Genomic DNA, 15230 nt, shown 5'->3' with positions numbered 1-15230 from the left:
CCGGCTTCGCGCCGCTCGTTTGCCGAGACACTGCTAGCAGAGCGCTTGCAAGAGCTAGCACCTGGTTTTAGAATTGGCCGTACAACCACCAGAAGGTGCGTGATGACGAACGATCCCGAGGTTTCCGAACCGATCGAGGGCGACAAGGCGGAGACGTCCGCCGCCGACGATCGGACGGGTCGCGTAGCCAACGCGGCTCACGACATCGGGGGCTTCATCCGAGCACAGCGTGAGGCCGCTCAGGTCTCGCTGCGTCAGCTCGCACTGCTGGCGGGGGTGAGCAACCCGTATCTCAGCCAGATCGAGCGCGGACTGCGCAACCCGTCCGCCGAGGTGCTCGCGCAGATCGCGAAGGGTCTGCGGGTGTCCTCGGAGGTCTTGTACATGCGGGCCGGGTACCTCGAGCAGAGGCCGCACGGTCCCGTCCGCGACGCCCTGCTCGCCGACACGGAAATCTCCGAACGGCAGAAGCAGGTGCTGTTGGACATCTACGAATCGTTCCGCCGGGAAAACGCGGCGAGCGAGGACAGAGGGGACGCGACGAACCAATTGGGGGGCGCTCCCGGGGGAAACGAGGGCCGAAACGCCCTCAGGGACAACGAGGTTCCGAACCGCACAACCGAAGTTCCGTCACGCCAGGAGAACGAGACACATGACTGAGACCAGCACGCGCACCGCGACCGTGACCAAGCCCATCTACGCCACCGTCGGCGCCGGCGACGCGATCTACGCGTCCGTGCTCGACACCATCGAGAAGCTGCGCGGCAAGGCCGCGGCCACCGACGTGTCCGGCCGGGTGGAGGAGGCGCGCGAGCGCTTCGCCAACCTGCCCGCCGACGCCAAGGGCCAGGTCGAGGTGCTGCGCCAGCGCATCACCGCGCTCCCGTCCGAGCTGCCCGAGGATCTGGCCGAGCTGCGCGAGAAGGCCACCGCCGAGGAGCTGCGCAAGCTCGTCGACCAGTACTACCACCAGCTGCTGGACCTCTACGCCGACTTCGCCGCCCGCGGCGAGGAGACCGTCGAGAAGCTGCGCACCAACCCGTCCTTCGAAGAGCGCTTCGCGCAGGTCGAGACCCTCTACAGCGACCTGGTCTCGCAGGCGCAGGGCGTGGTCGGCAAGGTGTCCGACCAGGTCTCGCCGCTGCTGGGCGCCAAGGCCGCGCCGGTGGCCGAGGAGGCCGTCGATGCCGAGGTCGTGCAGGTCGAGACCGTGACCGAGCCCGCCCCGGTCGTCGAGACCCCGGCTCCGGTCGCCAAGAAGGCTCCCGCGAAGAAGGCGCCGGCCAAGAAGGCCACGCCCGCCGCCAAGAAGTAAGCGCCCTTCGCGCTCGATCGAGCTGTGGCCCTCGCACATTCACTGTGCGGGGGTCGCAGTCGTTTCCGGGGGCGGTCGCCCGCTCCGGTTTCGTCCGGTGACCTGCGCGGGGGCCGCCCGGGCGAGTGTCGGCGGCGAGAACGGGTGGCCGGTGATGCCGCACTCGTATGATGGGCGGGGTGATGGGCAATATTCCCGGGTTGATTCTGCAGGTCCTGTGGTTCCTCGCGTTCGGCATGACGGTGTTCGCGCTGGTACATGCGATTCGCCAGCGCCCGGACGCTTTCACCGCGGTGGACAAACTGACGAAACCGGTCTGGCTCGCGATTCTGGCGGCCTCGCTGGGCGGGCTGCTGCTCGGCGGGACCGTGGTCGGTCTGCTGGGCATCGCGGCGATCGTGGCCACCGGCGTGTATCTGGCCGACGTGCGGCCCAAGGTCGACGAGATCCAGCGGGGTCCGCGCTGGTGATCCGCGGGTCGCGGCCGTGTTCGGCGTCGGCGGAGGGCTGAGTCCCAGGTAGTCGGCCGATCGCGAAGTTTTTGGGTGCTTGCACTAGCTAGCACGCTCCGGCGGAGTTACTGTAATTAGCAGTAACACAAAGGAGTGTCCTATGCGGGCAATGCTGCCCTCCCGGGCTGACCTGGGCGCAAGAATCAGCGAGCTGCTGCGTAAGCACCGCGCCGACCTGCGCACTCGCACCTACGGCAACGCGGATCTGAATCCGCCCGCCGGACCCTACGAAGTTGTACCGGTGACCACGACCGACGGCGCGCACCTGCGGGTGCACGCGTACGGACCGGCCGACGCCGAGACCATCGTGCTGGTGCACGGCTGGACCTGCGCGCTGGAGTACTGGAATCCGCAGATCAACGCCTTCGCGGGCGACTACCGCGTCATCGCCTACGACGTGCGCGGGCACGGTGAGAGCGACGAGGGCACCGCCCCGCTCACCACCGATCAGCTGGCCGACGACCTGGACGCGGTGCTGGAGGCCACCCTGCGGCCGGGCCGGCGCGCGGTGCTGGTGGGACACAGCCTGGGCGGCATGACGATTCAGGGCTGGGCCGGGCGGTACCCCGAGCGCGTGCAGCAGCGGGCCGTCGCGGTGCTGCTGAGCAACACCGCCGCGAGCGATCTCATCAACCACACCACGGTGGTCCCGTTCTGCAATCGCGGCGGCCTGCTGAAGCTACCGTTCGCCGTCGGCCTGCTCGGACTCAGCCTGCCGGTGCTCTTCCCGCCGATCGCGCCGGTGAGCTGGCTGTTCCGCCGGCAGATCATGAGCCTGGACTCGGTGGGCGACATCGCGGAGTTCGGGCAGAACATCGTGCGGTCCTGTCCGGCGAAGGTGCGCGGCCGGTTCGGCGAGCTGCTCTCGCACCTGGACGTGGGTCGCGGCGCGGTGAATCTCACGGTGCCGACCAGCATCATCGCCGGCTCCGCCGACGACATGACCCCGGTCGTGCACGCGGATCTCATCGCCGAGATGCTCACCGAGGCGGGCACTCTCGACGGCTACCGCATTCTGCCCACCGGGCATCTGGGGAACCTGGAGGCGTACCGCGAGTTCAACGGCGAACTCGCGCGGGTTGCCAAGTCCGCGTTCGGGATTCCGGCCCAGGTGGTCGGAGCCTGAGTGTGGCCGGGGTTTTCGGGGGTGGGGATATCCACCCCTGGGGACTCTTACCGGCGGCATGAAACCGCCCGAGGATGTGTTGTAGATAACAGGCCCGCTTCGCGATCGTCGCTGCCGAGGTGAATGGCATTGCGGCGGAACGGGTATTCGGCAAACACGGGTCGCGAAGGGCGAATTCGAAAAAATTCGCCGCTTGCTCTAGCAAGCACCGGAGCTAGCGCGGTACTGTGGCCGGGAACACAAAGGAGTGCTCATGCTGGTGAAACTGCCTGAGACGGGCGCGGATTTCCTGACCGCCCCCTTCCGGACCGCCCTGCGGAACCGGACCTATGCGACCGAGTCCTTCAATACGCCGCGACCCGCCGAAGTCATTCCGGTAACCACCCGGGACGGTGCGAATCTGCGCGTACACGCCTACGGACCCGCCGACGGCGAGACCATCGTGCTGGCGCACGGCTGGTCCTGCGCCCTCGAATACTGGAACCCGCAGATCAACGCGTTCGCCGGGGAATACCGCGTGATCGCCTTCGATCAGCGCGGCCACGGGGAAAGCCAGAGCGGCAGTGTCGCTTTCGGCCCCGATCAGCTCGCCGACGACTTCTCCGAGATCCTCGAGGCCGTGCTGCGGCCCGGGCAGCGCGCGACCCTGGTCGGGCACAGCATGGGCGGCATGACCATTCAGGCCTGGGCCCAGCGCTATCCCGAGCAGGTCGCCCAGCGCGCCTCCGCGGTGCTGCTGGCCACCACCGCCGCGCGGCAGATCCGCACCCGCGCCACCGTGCTCCCGGTCTTCAACACCCTTGTCCCCGCGCCGGACTGGCTGACGCTGGTGCTCTTCGGCACGCCGCTGCCGCTGCCGGGCGGGCGGGCCATGAACGTGGTCGCCAAGAGCAGGCTGCTGACCGCCGCCGCCACCGACGACGAGGCGAGTTTCGGTCTGTCCGTGGTGCGTTCGTGCCGGCCGTCGGTGCGCGCCGCGGTCGCGCGCGGCCTGCTCAACCTCGATCTGCACGGCGCGGCCGCGAATCTGACGGTGCCGACCACGGTCATCGCCGGTTCGCACGACCGCCTGCTGCCCGAGGTGCACTCGCGCGAGATCGCCGACACCCTGGCCGACGCGGGCTATCTCGACCGCTACGTCATCCTGCCCACCGGGCACCTGGTGAACATCGAGGCCGAGACGGCGTTCAACAACGAACTCCACCGCCTGATCCGGATGGGCCGCCGGGGAATGAGCGCGACCGTGGGCCAGGCAGGCTGATCGACCGCCTCCCCGCGAATTTTCGCCTGACTCAGGCGGTTTGCCGGTTGCGTCGGCCGCCTGCGGGATCGTGGGGGCGAGTTGGCCCGTACCCGGTGAGTTACCCCGATCGGTGCGAGATCAGTTGTCGCCTCGGGCGACGAGAATGCCCCTGTCACACAATGGCGTGTGGCAGGGGCGCTTTCGGTTCCGCCTCTCCGCGAATTATTGCCTGACTCAGGCGGTTTGCCGGTTGCGTCGGCCGCCTGCGGGATCGTGCGGGGAGAGTTCGCCCGTACCCGAGGAGTTACCCCGGCCGGAACGAGATCAGGTGCCGACCCGGGTTACGAGATGCCTCGGCCGAGGCCCCGCCGCACCATGGCTCGAACAGCGGGGCGACCCGTGCTAGTTGAAGACGACCGTGCGGCGGCCGTGGACCAGGACCCGGCCCTCGAGGTGCCAGCGGAGGCCGCGGGCCAGGACCACGCGTTCTATGTCGCGGCCCTGGCGGACCATGTCGTGGACGGTGTCGGCGTGGTCGATGCGGCTCACGTCCTGTTCCAGGATCGGGCCTGCGTCCAGTTCGGCGGTCACGTAGTGGCAGGTCGCGCCGATCAGCTTCACGCCGCGGGCGAACGCCTGGTGGTAGGGGCGAGCGCCGACGAAGGACGGCAGGAAGCTGTGGTGGATGTTCAGGGCCTTGCCCGACCAGTGGGCGCACAGTTCCGGTGGCAGCACCTGCATGAAGCGGGCCAGGACCACGGCGTGCGGGTCGTGCGCGTCGACCAGGTCCCGGACCTGTTCGAAGGCGGGGCCGCGCTCGGCCGGGTCCTTGGGGAACGGCACGTAGTGGAATTTCACGCCGTGCGCCTCGGTCATGCCCGCGAGGTCGGGATGGTTGCCGATCACGGCCTCGATGGTGGCGGGCAGCTCACCGGAGCCCGCGCGGCCGAGCAGATCGTGCAGGCAGTGCCCGTCCTTGCTGACCAGCAGTACCGCGCGGCGGCGCTCACCGGTGTCGTGCATCTGCCATTCGGTCTCCGGGCCCAGTTCGGCGGCGATGGCGGAGAACCGGTCGCGCAGCTCGTCCAGTCCGAACGGAACGGTCGCCGCCTTGATCGCCTGGCGCGTGAAGAACCAGCCGGTCTCGAGGTCGGAGTGGTATCCGGCCTCGACGATCGACCCGCCGAAGTCGGCGATGAACGAGGTGATGCGGGCGATGATGCCGGGACGGTCGGGGCAGCCCAGGGTCAGCACGAAGCGACGGTCGTCCGGATTGCCAGGGGTGGAACTCATGCTGGTCACCCTATGCGGCCGCCGTGGGCAGGCGGCGTCCGGCCGGGGCGGCGGGTGTCGCCGGGGCGCCGGGCGCGCCGGGGTTCAGAGCTCGTAGAAGGGGTCCGGGTAGCGGAAGTCGCCGATGATCTCGGTGTCGTAGGCGGCGAGCGGGCGGACCTGGAAGTGCGTGGCCCAGTCGGGTTGATCGGGGGCGATGCCGAGCCGGGCGCCGGGGACGAAGCCGAACCTCGGGTACCAGTCCAGACTGCCGAGCAGGCCCACCAGCGTCTCGTCCAGGGCTTCGGCGGCCCCCAGGGCGGCGTGCATGAGGGCCGAGCCGGCCCCGTGCGCCTGCGCCTCGGCCAGGACGCCGATCGGGCCCAGCGCCAGCACGGGGAACGGGCCGATGCCGGCCCGGGTGAGGCAGATGTGCCCCACGACGCCCTGGTGGATCTCGGCGACCATGGACAGGGTCGGAATCCAGGCCGAATGGTCGCGCAGGTGGCGCACCAGCCCCACTTCGGGTGGGTCGGTGCGGGTGGTGGCGAGGCCGCTGCCGGGGGCGTTCGCGTACTGACTTGCGAAGGCGCTGCGGTGTACCGCGTCGATCGCGGCGGCGTCGCCGGGACGTTCACGACGAATCAGCACCTTACGAGTGTGCGTGACGGCATCGCCGGGGCGCAACGATCGGTCCGAAGTAAATGCGATTCGCTGCCGATATGCCAAAATCGACGCTCATGGCTGAGCTTTCCCGCCGTGACGTGGCGGCGATGATCGATCACACCCTGCTCGCGCCGGAGGCGACCGTCCCGGATGTGGAAGCGCTCGTCGAGGAGGCCCGTGAGCTGGGCGTCTTCGCGATCTGTATCTCTCCGGCCATGCTGCCGACCCGGGCGCCCGGCCTGGTGGTGGCCACGGTCGCGGGTTTTCCGTCCGGCAAACATCATTCGCTGATCAAGGGCGCGGAGGCGCGGCTCGCGGTGGATCAGGGCGCGGCGGAGGTGGACATGGTCATCGACGTGGGCGCGGCGGTGGCCGGTGACTACAACGCGGTGCTGGGGGACATCATCACCGTGCGCGAGGCGGTGGGGGAGCGCGCGCTGTTGAAGGTGATCATCGAGTCGGCGGCGCTGAGCGACGCGGCCATCGTCGAGGTGTGCCGGGTGGCCGAGCAGGCGGGCGCGGATTTCGTGAAGACCTCGACCGGATTCCATCCGGCGGGCGGGGCCAGTGTCCACGCGGTGCGGCTGATGGCCGAAACGGTGGGCGGGCGGCTGGGCGTCAAGGCCAGCGGCGGGATTCGAACGTCGGAGGCGGCGGCGGAACTGATCGCGGCCGGGGCGACCCGGCTGGGCCTGTCGCGTTCTCGTGAAGTGCTGGCGGGCTTTCCGGCCTGATCCCGTGAGCCACGGTGCCGGAGTGGTGAATCCGGTCGGCAGTCGCGTGCCCGCGCCGGAATTCCGGCGCGGGCACGGGCTTTTCGCTCCCGAGTTCAGCAGCGCAATTCGGTGACCTGCTGCTGCTGCCCTTCGACGGGCTCCAGCTTGGTGGGACCGCCGCGCAGGGAGACGTGCAGGCCGTCCGAGGTGATCTCGATCTTGGTGGGCTGCAGGCCCATCGGGTAGCTCTGCAGGCTCTCGGTCATGAGTTCCACGATGCCCGAGACCAGATCGGTGGGCAGGCCGATGCCGAGCAGGGCCGCCGACACGGTCTCGACCTCGATCTTGTCGCCGACCACCTTGGGCTTGATCTGCAATTCGGCCAGCCCGGCGAGCACCGCGAAGTTCAGGGTGCCGGCCTTGGGATCGGAGGTGACGCCGGATACCAGGCCGCCCATGGTTTTCGCGATGCCGTCGTTGCTCCAGCTGACCTCGGCCTCGGAGCTGCCGACGCTGCCGCCCTGACGGCCGTCGTCCTGCATCTCGAGGTCGTTGAAGACCGCGTGCACCTTCATCCCGACCGCCGGGCCGAACTTGGTGTCGTCGCTGTCCACCGTGACCGAGCCGACCTTCTTGTCGAGCATCGTGACGAGCATGGGTTTGGCGCCGAACGACACGTCGATCTTGGAGCCCATCTGCTGCTCGAATTGCGAAGCGATGCAGTTCTCCACGGTGCGCCGGGCATAGGCCTCGCCGAAGGCCAGGCCGCCGACCAGGACCATCGCGACGACGACGCCGATGATCAACGCGGTCCGGCGTTTCCGCCCCTTCCGGGGCGAACCGCCCTGTCCGCCGGTGGTATTCGCGGGCGGCGGGGGCGTGCCGGGCGGTACCTGCGCGCCAGCGGCGACCGGGGCCGCCCCGGGTGCGGCGGCATAGGCCGCGTCGCCCGGATGCAATGCCCGGGTGGGGTGTTCGCCGGTGTCGCCGGGGACGGGCAGCACTTCGGTGGCCTCGGGCGCGTTCGGGGACTGCTGTCCGAGGGCGACGGTCGCCTGTTCATAGCGCTCGGTCTCCGGCGCGCGCGAGCCCTCGGCCGCGCCGAACTGCTCGGTTTCCTGCCACCATTCCGCGGGCTGGGCGGTGCCCTGGCCGGGGATGACCTCTGTTTTGCCGTCGTCCGCGCCGGGTGCGGCGGGTTTCGCCACGACGGTGGCGTCGTCCGCGCCGGCTAGTTCGCCGGGATCGCCCGGTTTGTCGGATTTCTTTGTGCCCGAATGGATTACTTCGGTCGGCTGGGCCTGCTGATCGGGTGCGTCGGCGCCGGTGGCGCCCGCGTCGTGCTCCGCGGCAGGCCGGTCGGCGTCGTCCGAGTGAGGGTTCGAACTCATGCGGCCGATTGTTCACGAGCTTTCTGTGTGTGCTCTGTGCTTCCGGTGAGGTGTCGGCTCACTCGCGGCGGATTGTGACATAACGCACAGGGGTGCGCGTAGCCTGAACGCATGGCTGGGAGTGCGGCAGCGGAGCCCGATCCGGAAAAAGGGTGGCTGGCGTTGCAGGAGTTGGCCGGTCGGCACGCCGGGTATTTCACGACCCGGCAGGTGCTGCAGACCGGGTGCGAGGCCCGCATACGCGACGGTCTCCGGGACGGCTCGGTGGTCCGGGCCGGGGTGGGGTTGCTGCGGCTGGCCGCATGGCCGGACGGGCCGCTGGACGAGTACGCCATGTGGTCGGCCTGGTTCGACGGCGCGGCCGCGGTCTCCCATCACAGCGCCGCCGAACTGCACGGATTGGGCCGGTTGCGACCGCGCTTCGTGCACATGTCGGCGCGGGTCGGGCGGTTCCCGCTCTCGCCCCGGCTGGTGGTGCTGCGGCGGGCGTTCGCCCGCAACGACGTGGAATCGGCGGGCACCTTCCTGGTGACGACGCCGCTGCGCACGGTCCTGGATCTGGCCGAGGCCGGGATCGGGCAGTCCGCCCTGGACGAGGTGGTCGCCGACGCGGTGGCCATCCACCGCTGCGACACCGCCGAAATACGCACCGCCAGCGCGGGTCTGCCGCCGCCGACGGCCGCCCGGTTGCATCGGGCGCTCACCAGGGCTTGATACCGCGGTGAATGTCCGATTTTCGAGTTTTGCCCGGCCGGATTTCGTGGCAGGGTGATCGATCATGGGGATCCTCCGCGCCGGTGTCTGGGATCTGGCCTTTCCGCCCGGGCCGCCCGAGCGGATGGCGGAGATGTTCTCGGCGGCGGTCGTCGCCGACGCGGTACGCCGCCATGACGCGGATCTGGCGCAGTCGGTGGAGACCATGCGGGATTGGCGGCACGGCTATCACCCCGTCTTCCGCGCGCTGACCGCGCTGGCGGTGAGCGCGCCCGGGGCGGCGCACGGGGTCGCGCGCGACGGGCTGCATTCGATGCGCACCATGCTGCGCTTCGCGTCCGGGGCCACCGTCACGTCGCTGGACGCGGCCGATGTGGACGCGGCGGCCACGGGCGCCGAACTGGGTGTCGCGAGCGTCGAGGGCGCCGCCGAACCCGTGCGGCGGCTCGAAATTCCCTGGCAGGGCCGGGTACTGGCGGACGAGGAACTGCTGCGGCAGCTGACGGACTGGCAGGACCGGGGCATCGTCGAACCCGGTTTCGCGGCCGCCGTGCGGGTGGTCGCCGAACATCCGGAGTGGTTGTCGCTGCCGGGTTTTCGCATGACCCTCACCGGGGCCGCGGCCGTGCTGAGCCCGCTGCGGCCGCTGCTGTCCTGGGGTGCGCAGGTGCTGGCGGTGGAACTGCCGGGGCGCGGGCGCTGGGATCGCCTGCGGGCGCGGGCGCGGGCCGGTGCGGGCGTCATGCGGTATCCGGTCACCGATCGGGGGCCGGGGGTGGACATCGGCAGCGGTTTTCCCGCGTTGGCGCGGTGGATCAGCGCGCAGTCCGATGCCCGTCCGGTTCTGGGCTCGTATGCGAGCCGGGCCGGGGCGGCCGGGCTGCGGATCGCCGCGGCCTCGGACGTGCTGGCCGAGACCGTGCTGCGCCGCCATCCGGATGCCGTTCTCGCGCTGCACGGTTCGTCGGCCGACTGCTACGCCGTGCCGGAATCGGTCGTGCTGGGGGCCCGGGAGCACCTGGCCGACAGGGGGATTCGCGGCTCGGCCCAGGATCTGCTGCACCGGTTGGCCCCGCGCTCGCTGTATCACCTCAACTACACCCGCCCCACCTTCGACGCGGACGGCGCGCCGTGGGGACTGTTCGACAATCTGCCGTATCTCGCGGGCCCCGATTACGCGCTGGCCCAGCGGCTTCCGCGCTGGCGCGCCACCCTGGCCCGGGAGTCCGGGCACGGCGTCTCCTACACGGTCACCCCGCCGACCTGGACCGCGACCGCACACGAACCGCCGTGGCGCAGCGCCGCCCACCGGGCTGCCGGGCACTTCGGGATCGAGATCTTCGACCCCGCCACCGCCCGGGTTCTGCTGGCCGCCAAGCTGGTCGCCGACCTGTTCGCCCCGGAGCCGGCCGGCTCGAATCCCGAGTCGCTCTTCACGATCGGCGCGCTGCACGGCGGTCTGTGGCGGCAGCCCTTCACCCCGCGCTCGCTGGTCGCGCCCGCCGCGCTGACCGGCTCGATCCAGACCCTGCGCGATCGGATCCGCCCGGTCTGAGCGGCGCTCGGGCACTGCCGGGCCGGATCGTGTTGCCGGCCCGCGGCCGTCGCGTCGCCGTGGGCGCCGGCGGTCGCGTCGTTGTCGGCTGGGCTGCCGTGATCCGGGCTGTCGATCACCGGTTGGGTCGATCCGCTCGGGCTCGAGGTGTGGCCGGGCCGGGGTGTGGCCGGGCCCGGGGGGATTGGCGTGGCCGGGGGATGGCCGCGCTGGGGGATCGCCGAGCCCGTCATCGTCCCGAGCAATCGGGGTGTGTCGCCCCCGGCCCGGGGCTGGGTGCCGCGCACGAGGGCCGTCGTCGTCGAAGGCCACCGGCCGGGGTGTGTCGCGTCCGGTCAGGGGAGCGGGGCGACGGCCGACCAGGGGATGGTGAGTTGGTTGTCGCGCAGGCGACGGCGTTGCGGGCGCAGCGGGAAGCCTTGCTCGAGTAGGAGATTCGCCGCGTGCCGCCAGCGGGCGCGCGGGCCGTAGGGGGCCAGCGGCGCGGCGACGGCCCAGGCGCGGTCGGCGGCGGTGAGCAGGGTGTGGATGGGTTCGCCGGGGATGTTGCGGTGGATGAGCGCCTTGGGAAGCCGTTCGGCGATGTCGGAGGGCTGATCGACGGTGAACGGATCCCAGGCCAGGGTCAGCGAGCGGGGGCCGGCGCGGTCCAGCAGGATCCAGGCGCAGCGGCGGCCCAGCTCGTCGCAGGTGCCGTCCAGCAGCAGGCCGTCCGGGGCCAGGCCGGACAGAATCGTGGACCAGGCGGCGGGGACGGCGGATTCGGGGTACTGGCGCAGGACGTTGAAGGCGCGCACCAGGTTCGGGCGCAGGCCCGCCAATTCGAAACCGCCCCGGGCGAATACGACGCCGTCGCGGCCGGGGACCACGCGCTCGGGATCGATCTCCAGCCCGACCACGCGCAGGTCCGGGCGCACGGCCCGGAGCCGGGCCGCCATTTCCAGGGTGGTGACCGGGCTGGCGCCGTAGCCGAGGTCGACCACGAGCGGATCCGCCGCCTCCAGCAATCTCCTGGTGATCAGGACATCGTGTGCCATCCAGCGATCACCGCGGCGCAGCCGGTTGATGCCGGTGGTGCCGCGGGTGATCGTTCCGATCGGTTTCAGCCGACGGGGTGCTGCTGATCCAGCCAGCGCTGTGTCACCTCTGCCTCGGCTCGGAACAGGTCCACCAGATTCACCAGCATGAGCTGTTCCAGTTTGCGTCCGAAGAATGGAATCTGCACCGTCGCACGGGACGAGGTGCGCAGCGTGCAGCCGGTGTCGGTGGGGAACAGGCGCATGTCGCCGCCGAGCGTGCCGGGGGCGCCGGGCAGTTGGGTCGTGTATTCGCCGGTCGTCTCGGGTCCGAAGGCGCCCCAGCGTTCCCGGCGGGTGATGACCATGTCCTCGCGCCAGAACGAGCGCGCCAGGTCCGGCAGCGATTCGCGCGGCAGCACGTGCCGCATCTCGACCTCGATGCCGTGGTCGCCGGCGTCCAGACTCACCAGGTCGTTGGGTGAGTGCTTCCGCATCTCCTCGATGCGCGCGTCCCACAGTTCGCGGTTCGCGAGGGCCGCGTACACCTCTTTCGTGGTGTGCAGCGAATAGCGTGCGGAGTAGTCCAGTCGGCGAGGCACGATCGGTCAGGTTACTGCGGGATGTGCCCCGTCAGTGTGAACTCAGCCAATTGGCGGTGAACTCGGCTTCGCGCTCCAGCAGTTCGGTCAGGTGCTGCTGCACCGCGGCCTCGATCTTCTTGCCGAAGAGCGGGATCTTGACCTCGATGCTGGCGTCCACCACGAAGACCGAACCGGTGCCGTCGTCGGTGACCGACAGGGTGCCCTGCACGGTGGCGGGCGCGCCCTCGACGCGGGCCTCCACGGTGCCGCCGCTGCCGTCCCAGGTCTCGGTGCGCGGGATGATCAGGTCGCCGGGGCGGACCGCGGTGATCTGGGTGGGGAGTTCCTCGGCGGGGATGGCCTGCACCATGTCCACGCGCACGTGATCGCCGTTGATCGAGATGGAGTCGATGCGGGCGTTCGGGCCGCCGACGTTCTCGATGCGGTCCTTCCAGTACTGCTCGCTGGAGAAGGCAGCGCGCACGGCGGCGGTGGAATGCGGGGAGTGCGCAGTGAAGGCCAGAGGTGTCGCCATGGTCGGACAGGCTACCGTCTGTGCCTGTGCGTACTTCTGGGGTGGTGTCCTTCGACGACCTGCGGGACCGGCTCGGCGGGACCGGCGCGCTGCTGCGCGACGCGGTTCCGCTGGCGGAGCTGACGACCCTGCGGGTGGGCGGGCCCGCGGTGCTGGCCGAATGCACGAGCACCGAGTCGCTGGTGGCCACGGTGCGGGCGCTGGACGCCGCCGGGATTCCGGTGCTGCTCGTGGCGGGCGGGTCGAATCTGCTCATCGCCGATTCCGGTTTCGCCGGGGTGGCGGTGCGGATCGCGACCACCGGGGTGCGGATCGGCGCGGACTCCGTGGTCGCGGAGGCGGGCGCGAACTGGGACGCGGTGGTGGCGGCGACGGTCGAGGCCGGTTTCGGCGGGCTCGAATGCCTGTCCGGCATACCGGGTTCGGCCGGTGCGACGCCGGTGCAGAACGTCGGCGCGTACGGGGTCGAGGTGGCCGCGCTGCTGCGCCGGGTGCGGCTGCTGGATCGGGCGAGCGGGGAGATCCGCTGGGCCGAGCCCGCCGAACTGGGTTTCGGGTATCGCACCTCGGTGCTCAAGCACAGCGACGCGGCGATGGTGCTGGAGGTCGAATTCGCCCTGCGCGCCGATGGTTCCAGTGCGCCGCTGGGGTATCGCGAGCTGGCCGCCGCGCTGGGGGCGGACGAGGGCGAGTCGCGGCCGGCCGCGCTGGTGCGCGCGGAGGTGCTGCGGTTGCGGGCGGGCAAGGGCATGGTGCTGGATTCCGGCGATCACGACACCTGGAGTGCGGGCTCGTTCTTCACCAATCCGGTCATTCCGGACAGTCGGGTCGACGAGGTGCGTGCGGCGATCGCCACCCATGTCGGCGCGGATGTGGCGGTCCCCACCTGGGCCGTTGCCGGCGGCGTGAAGTTCTCCGCCGGATGGCTGATCGAACGCGCCGGATTCGCCAAGGGCTTCCCGGGCGCGGACGCGCCCGCGCGGCTGTCCACCAAACACACGCTGGCGCTGACCAATCGGGGCGCGGCGACCGCGGCCGACATCGCCGCGCTGGCGCGCGAAGTTCGCGAGGGAGTTGCTGAGCGTTTCCGGGTGCACCTGGAGCCGGAGCCCGTGACCGTGGGTCTGACCCTGTAGGCGTGGTCGGCGCCACCCCGGTCGTGGCCGGGGCATTCGATTTGCGGGGGTAACGTCGAACCGGTGAACAGTCGAGGACGAGTGCCCGTACGGCGGGCTATTACGGTGCTGGCGGCGCTGCTCGCGATCATCGCCATGGTGGCCGGATGTTCATCGGACAAGGGCGGTGGCGGCAAGGACGAGCCCGCCGCACCCGCGGCCAAGGTGTCGATCGAGCCCGACGACGGTGCGACGGATGTCAGTCCGACCGCGCCGATCTCGGTGTCGGTGACCGGCGGCCGCATCGACCAGGTGGCGCTGAGCAACCCGAACGGCAAGCAGGTCAACGGTGAATTGAGTTCGGACGGAACCAAATACACCATCGCCGAACCGCTCGGCTACGGCATCACCTACACCTGGTCCGGCACGGCGGTCGGCACCGACGGCAAGCCGGTGCCGATCGAATCGAAGTTCACCACCCTCGAACCCAAGAACGAGGTGCCGGCGACCATCAATATCGGCGACGGCCAGGAGGTCGGCATCGCGGCGCCGATCATCCTGCAGTTCACCGGGCACGTCACCGACAAGGCCACGGTGCAGAAGGCGCTGACGGTCACCACGAGTCCGAAGACCGAGGGGTCGTGGGCGTGGCTGCCCGATTCCGACGTGGGCTCGCGGGTGCACTGGCGGCCGCGCGAGTACTGGCAGCCCGGCACCACCGTGAAGGTGGCGGCCAAGCTCTACGGGCTGGACTTCGGCGGCGGCAATTACGGCGTCACCGACCTGACCTCGGACTTCACCATCGGCCGCGCGCAGATCGTGCGTGCCAACGCCCCGAGTCACCGCATGGAGGTGGTGCGCGACGGGCAGGTCGTGTTCGATTTCGCGGTCAGCTACGGCGAGGGCAACGAGGACCGCAACGTCACCCGCTCCGGCGTGCACGTGGTCACCGAGAAGTACGAGGACTTCATGATGTCCAACCCGCCGTACTACACGAACGTGCGCGAACGCTGGGCCGTGCGAATTTCCAACAACGGCGAGTTCATCCACGCGAACCCCGAATCACTGTCCGCGCAAGGCAATACGAACGTCACCAACGGCTGTATCAACCTGAGCCCCGGCGACGCCCAGTCCTACTTCCCGACCGCCCTCTACGGCGACCCGGTGGAGGTGACCGGCACCCGGATCGACCTCTCCGCCGCCGACGGCGACATCTACGACTGGGCCCTGGACTGGACCACCTGGCAGGGCATGTCCGCCCTCCCCGCCGGCTCCGATTCCGCCGCGGCCTCCACGGCCCCCGCCGCGGGCGGCCGCTGACCCGAACCCCGGCTCCACGCCGAGTGCGCTTACCGGACGGTGGCGCGGGCACCCGTGCGGTCGACCTTCTCGGACCAGCCCGCGAGGGGTTCGGTGCGGACGCTCTTCAAATTCGGTACTGCCACGGTGAGTTTGGTGGTGGACGCGGTG

Annotated in this window: 16 protein-coding genes and 1 pseudogene; 10 read left to right on the top strand and 7 right to left on the bottom strand. The window is 70.2% G+C overall.

The window, feature by feature from the left end; genetic code table 11:
• Nucleotides 1-102 precede the first annotated feature (102 nt).
• The 5 genes from ABZ319_RS30825 to ABZ319_RS30805 all read left to right on the top strand — a co-directional run bounded on the left by ABZ319_RS30825 (nt 103) and on the right by ABZ319_RS30805 (nt 4214).
• Nucleotides 103-660, top strand: a complete 558-nt coding sequence (locus tag ABZ319_RS30825; RefSeq protein ID WP_354990031.1) for a helix-turn-helix transcriptional regulator — start codon at nt 103-105, stop codon at nt 658-660.
• Complete coding sequence (locus ABZ319_RS30820; protein ID WP_354990030.1) at nt 653-1315, top strand: heparin-binding hemagglutinin; 663 nt, start codon at nt 653-655, stop codon at nt 1313-1315. Before ABZ319_RS30825 ends, ABZ319_RS30820 begins: the two co-directional genes overlap by 8 nt.
• 170 nt (nt 1316-1485) lie before the next feature.
• Complete coding sequence (locus tag ABZ319_RS30815; RefSeq protein WP_354990029.1) at nt 1486-1785, top strand: DUF2516 family protein; 300 nt, start codon at nt 1486-1488, stop codon at nt 1783-1785.
• A gap of 142 nt (nt 1786-1927) precedes the next feature.
• Nucleotides 1928-2953, top strand: a complete 1026-nt coding sequence (locus tag ABZ319_RS30810; protein ID WP_354990028.1) for an alpha/beta hydrolase — start codon at nt 1928-1930, stop codon at nt 2951-2953.
• Between the two features lie 253 nt (nt 2954-3206).
• The gene (locus ABZ319_RS30805; protein ID WP_354990027.1) at nt 3207-4214 is read left to right on the top strand and encodes an alpha/beta hydrolase; all 1008 of its coding nucleotides are present in this window, start codon (nt 3207-3209) and stop codon (nt 4212-4214) included.
• 384 nt (nt 4215-4598) lie between these two features.
• On the opposite strand, the gene purU is transcribed toward ABZ319_RS30805, so the two are convergent.
• Together purU and ABZ319_RS30795 are read right to left on the bottom strand one after the other, a co-directional pair.
• Nucleotides 4599-5489: a formyltetrahydrofolate deformylase gene (gene purU, locus ABZ319_RS30800; RefSeq protein WP_354990026.1), complete on the bottom strand. Its 891-nt coding sequence runs from the start codon at nt 5487-5489 to the stop codon at nt 4599-4601.
• A gap of 84 nt (nt 5490-5573) precedes the next feature.
• Nucleotides 5574-6119, bottom strand: coding sequence for an N-acetyltransferase (locus ABZ319_RS30795; RefSeq protein WP_354990025.1), 546 nt, complete (start codon nt 6117-6119; stop codon nt 5574-5576).
• A gap of 89 nt (nt 6120-6208) precedes the next feature.
• Here ABZ319_RS30795 and deoC point away from each other — a divergent pair, with 89 nt between their 5' ends.
• Nucleotides 6209-6868, top strand: coding sequence for a deoxyribose-phosphate aldolase (gene deoC / locus ABZ319_RS30790; RefSeq protein ID WP_354990024.1), 660 nt, complete (start codon nt 6209-6211; stop codon nt 6866-6868).
• A 95-nt stretch (nt 6869-6963) separates the two neighbouring features.
• On the opposite strand, the gene ABZ319_RS30785 is transcribed toward deoC, so the two are convergent.
• Complete coding sequence (locus tag ABZ319_RS30785) at nt 6964-8241, bottom strand: LmeA family phospholipid-binding protein (RefSeq protein ID WP_354990023.1); 1278 nt, start codon at nt 8239-8241, stop codon at nt 6964-6966.
• Nucleotides 8242-8352: 111 nt separating this feature from the next.
• Here ABZ319_RS30785 and ABZ319_RS30780 point away from each other — a divergent pair, with 111 nt between their 5' ends.
• Both ABZ319_RS30780 and ABZ319_RS30775 read left to right on the top strand, forming a co-directional pair.
• On the top strand, nt 8353-8955 hold the full coding sequence (locus ABZ319_RS30780; protein WP_354990022.1) for a type IV toxin-antitoxin system AbiEi family antitoxin domain-containing protein: 603 nt from the start codon (nt 8353-8355) through the stop codon (nt 8953-8955).
• Nucleotides 8956-9019: 64 nt separating this feature from the next.
• Entirely contained in the window at nt 9020-10510 is a 1491-nt protein-coding gene (locus ABZ319_RS30775; protein WP_354990021.1) for a hypothetical protein, read from the top strand.
• Nucleotides 10511-10845: 335 nt separating this feature from the next.
• Here ABZ319_RS30775 and ABZ319_RS30770 read toward each other — a convergent pair whose 3' ends face one another.
• The 3 genes from ABZ319_RS30770 to ABZ319_RS30760 form a co-directional block, all read right to left on the bottom strand.
• The gene (locus ABZ319_RS30770; RefSeq protein ID WP_354990020.1) at nt 10846-11547 is read right to left on the bottom strand and encodes a class I SAM-dependent methyltransferase; all 702 of its coding nucleotides are present in this window, start codon (nt 11545-11547) and stop codon (nt 10846-10848) included.
• Nucleotides 11548-11612: 65 nt separating this feature from the next.
• A complete protein-coding gene (locus ABZ319_RS30765; RefSeq protein ID WP_354990019.1) occupies nt 11613-12128 on the bottom strand; it encodes a DUF2505 domain-containing protein in 516 nt (171 codons plus the stop codon).
• Between the two features lie 31 nt (nt 12129-12159).
• Nucleotides 12160-12645 (bottom strand): DUF2505 domain-containing protein, encoded by a 486-nt coding sequence (locus ABZ319_RS30760; protein WP_354990018.1) that lies wholly within the window; start codon nt 12643-12645, stop codon nt 12160-12162.
• Between the two features lie 92 nt (nt 12646-12737).
• On the opposite strand from ABZ319_RS30760, the gene ABZ319_RS30755 reads away from it, so the two are divergent.
• Nucleotides 12738-13781 (top strand): UDP-N-acetylmuramate dehydrogenase, encoded by a 1044-nt coding sequence (locus tag ABZ319_RS30755; RefSeq protein ID WP_354990045.1) that lies wholly within the window; start codon nt 12738-12740, stop codon nt 13779-13781.
• A gap of 135 nt (nt 13782-13916) precedes the next feature.
• Nucleotides 13917-15080 (top strand): Ig-like domain-containing protein, encoded by a 1164-nt coding sequence (locus ABZ319_RS30750; RefSeq protein ID WP_354990044.1) that lies wholly within the window; start codon nt 13917-13919, stop codon nt 15078-15080.
• 56 nt (nt 15081-15136) lie between these two features.
• Here the strand turns inward: ABZ319_RS30750 and ABZ319_RS30745 are convergent.
• A pseudogene (locus ABZ319_RS30745) lies at nt 15137-15230 on the bottom strand (nuclear export factor GLE1); the annotation flags it as partial.

Origin of the sequence: Nocardia sp. NPDC005978, assembly GCF_040614455.1 — a bacterium.
Lineage (GTDB): Bacteria > Actinomycetota > Actinomycetes > Mycobacteriales > Mycobacteriaceae > Nocardia.
The sequence above is the reverse complement of the archived record's forward strand: the minus strand, read 5'-3'. Positions and strand labels throughout refer to the sequence as shown.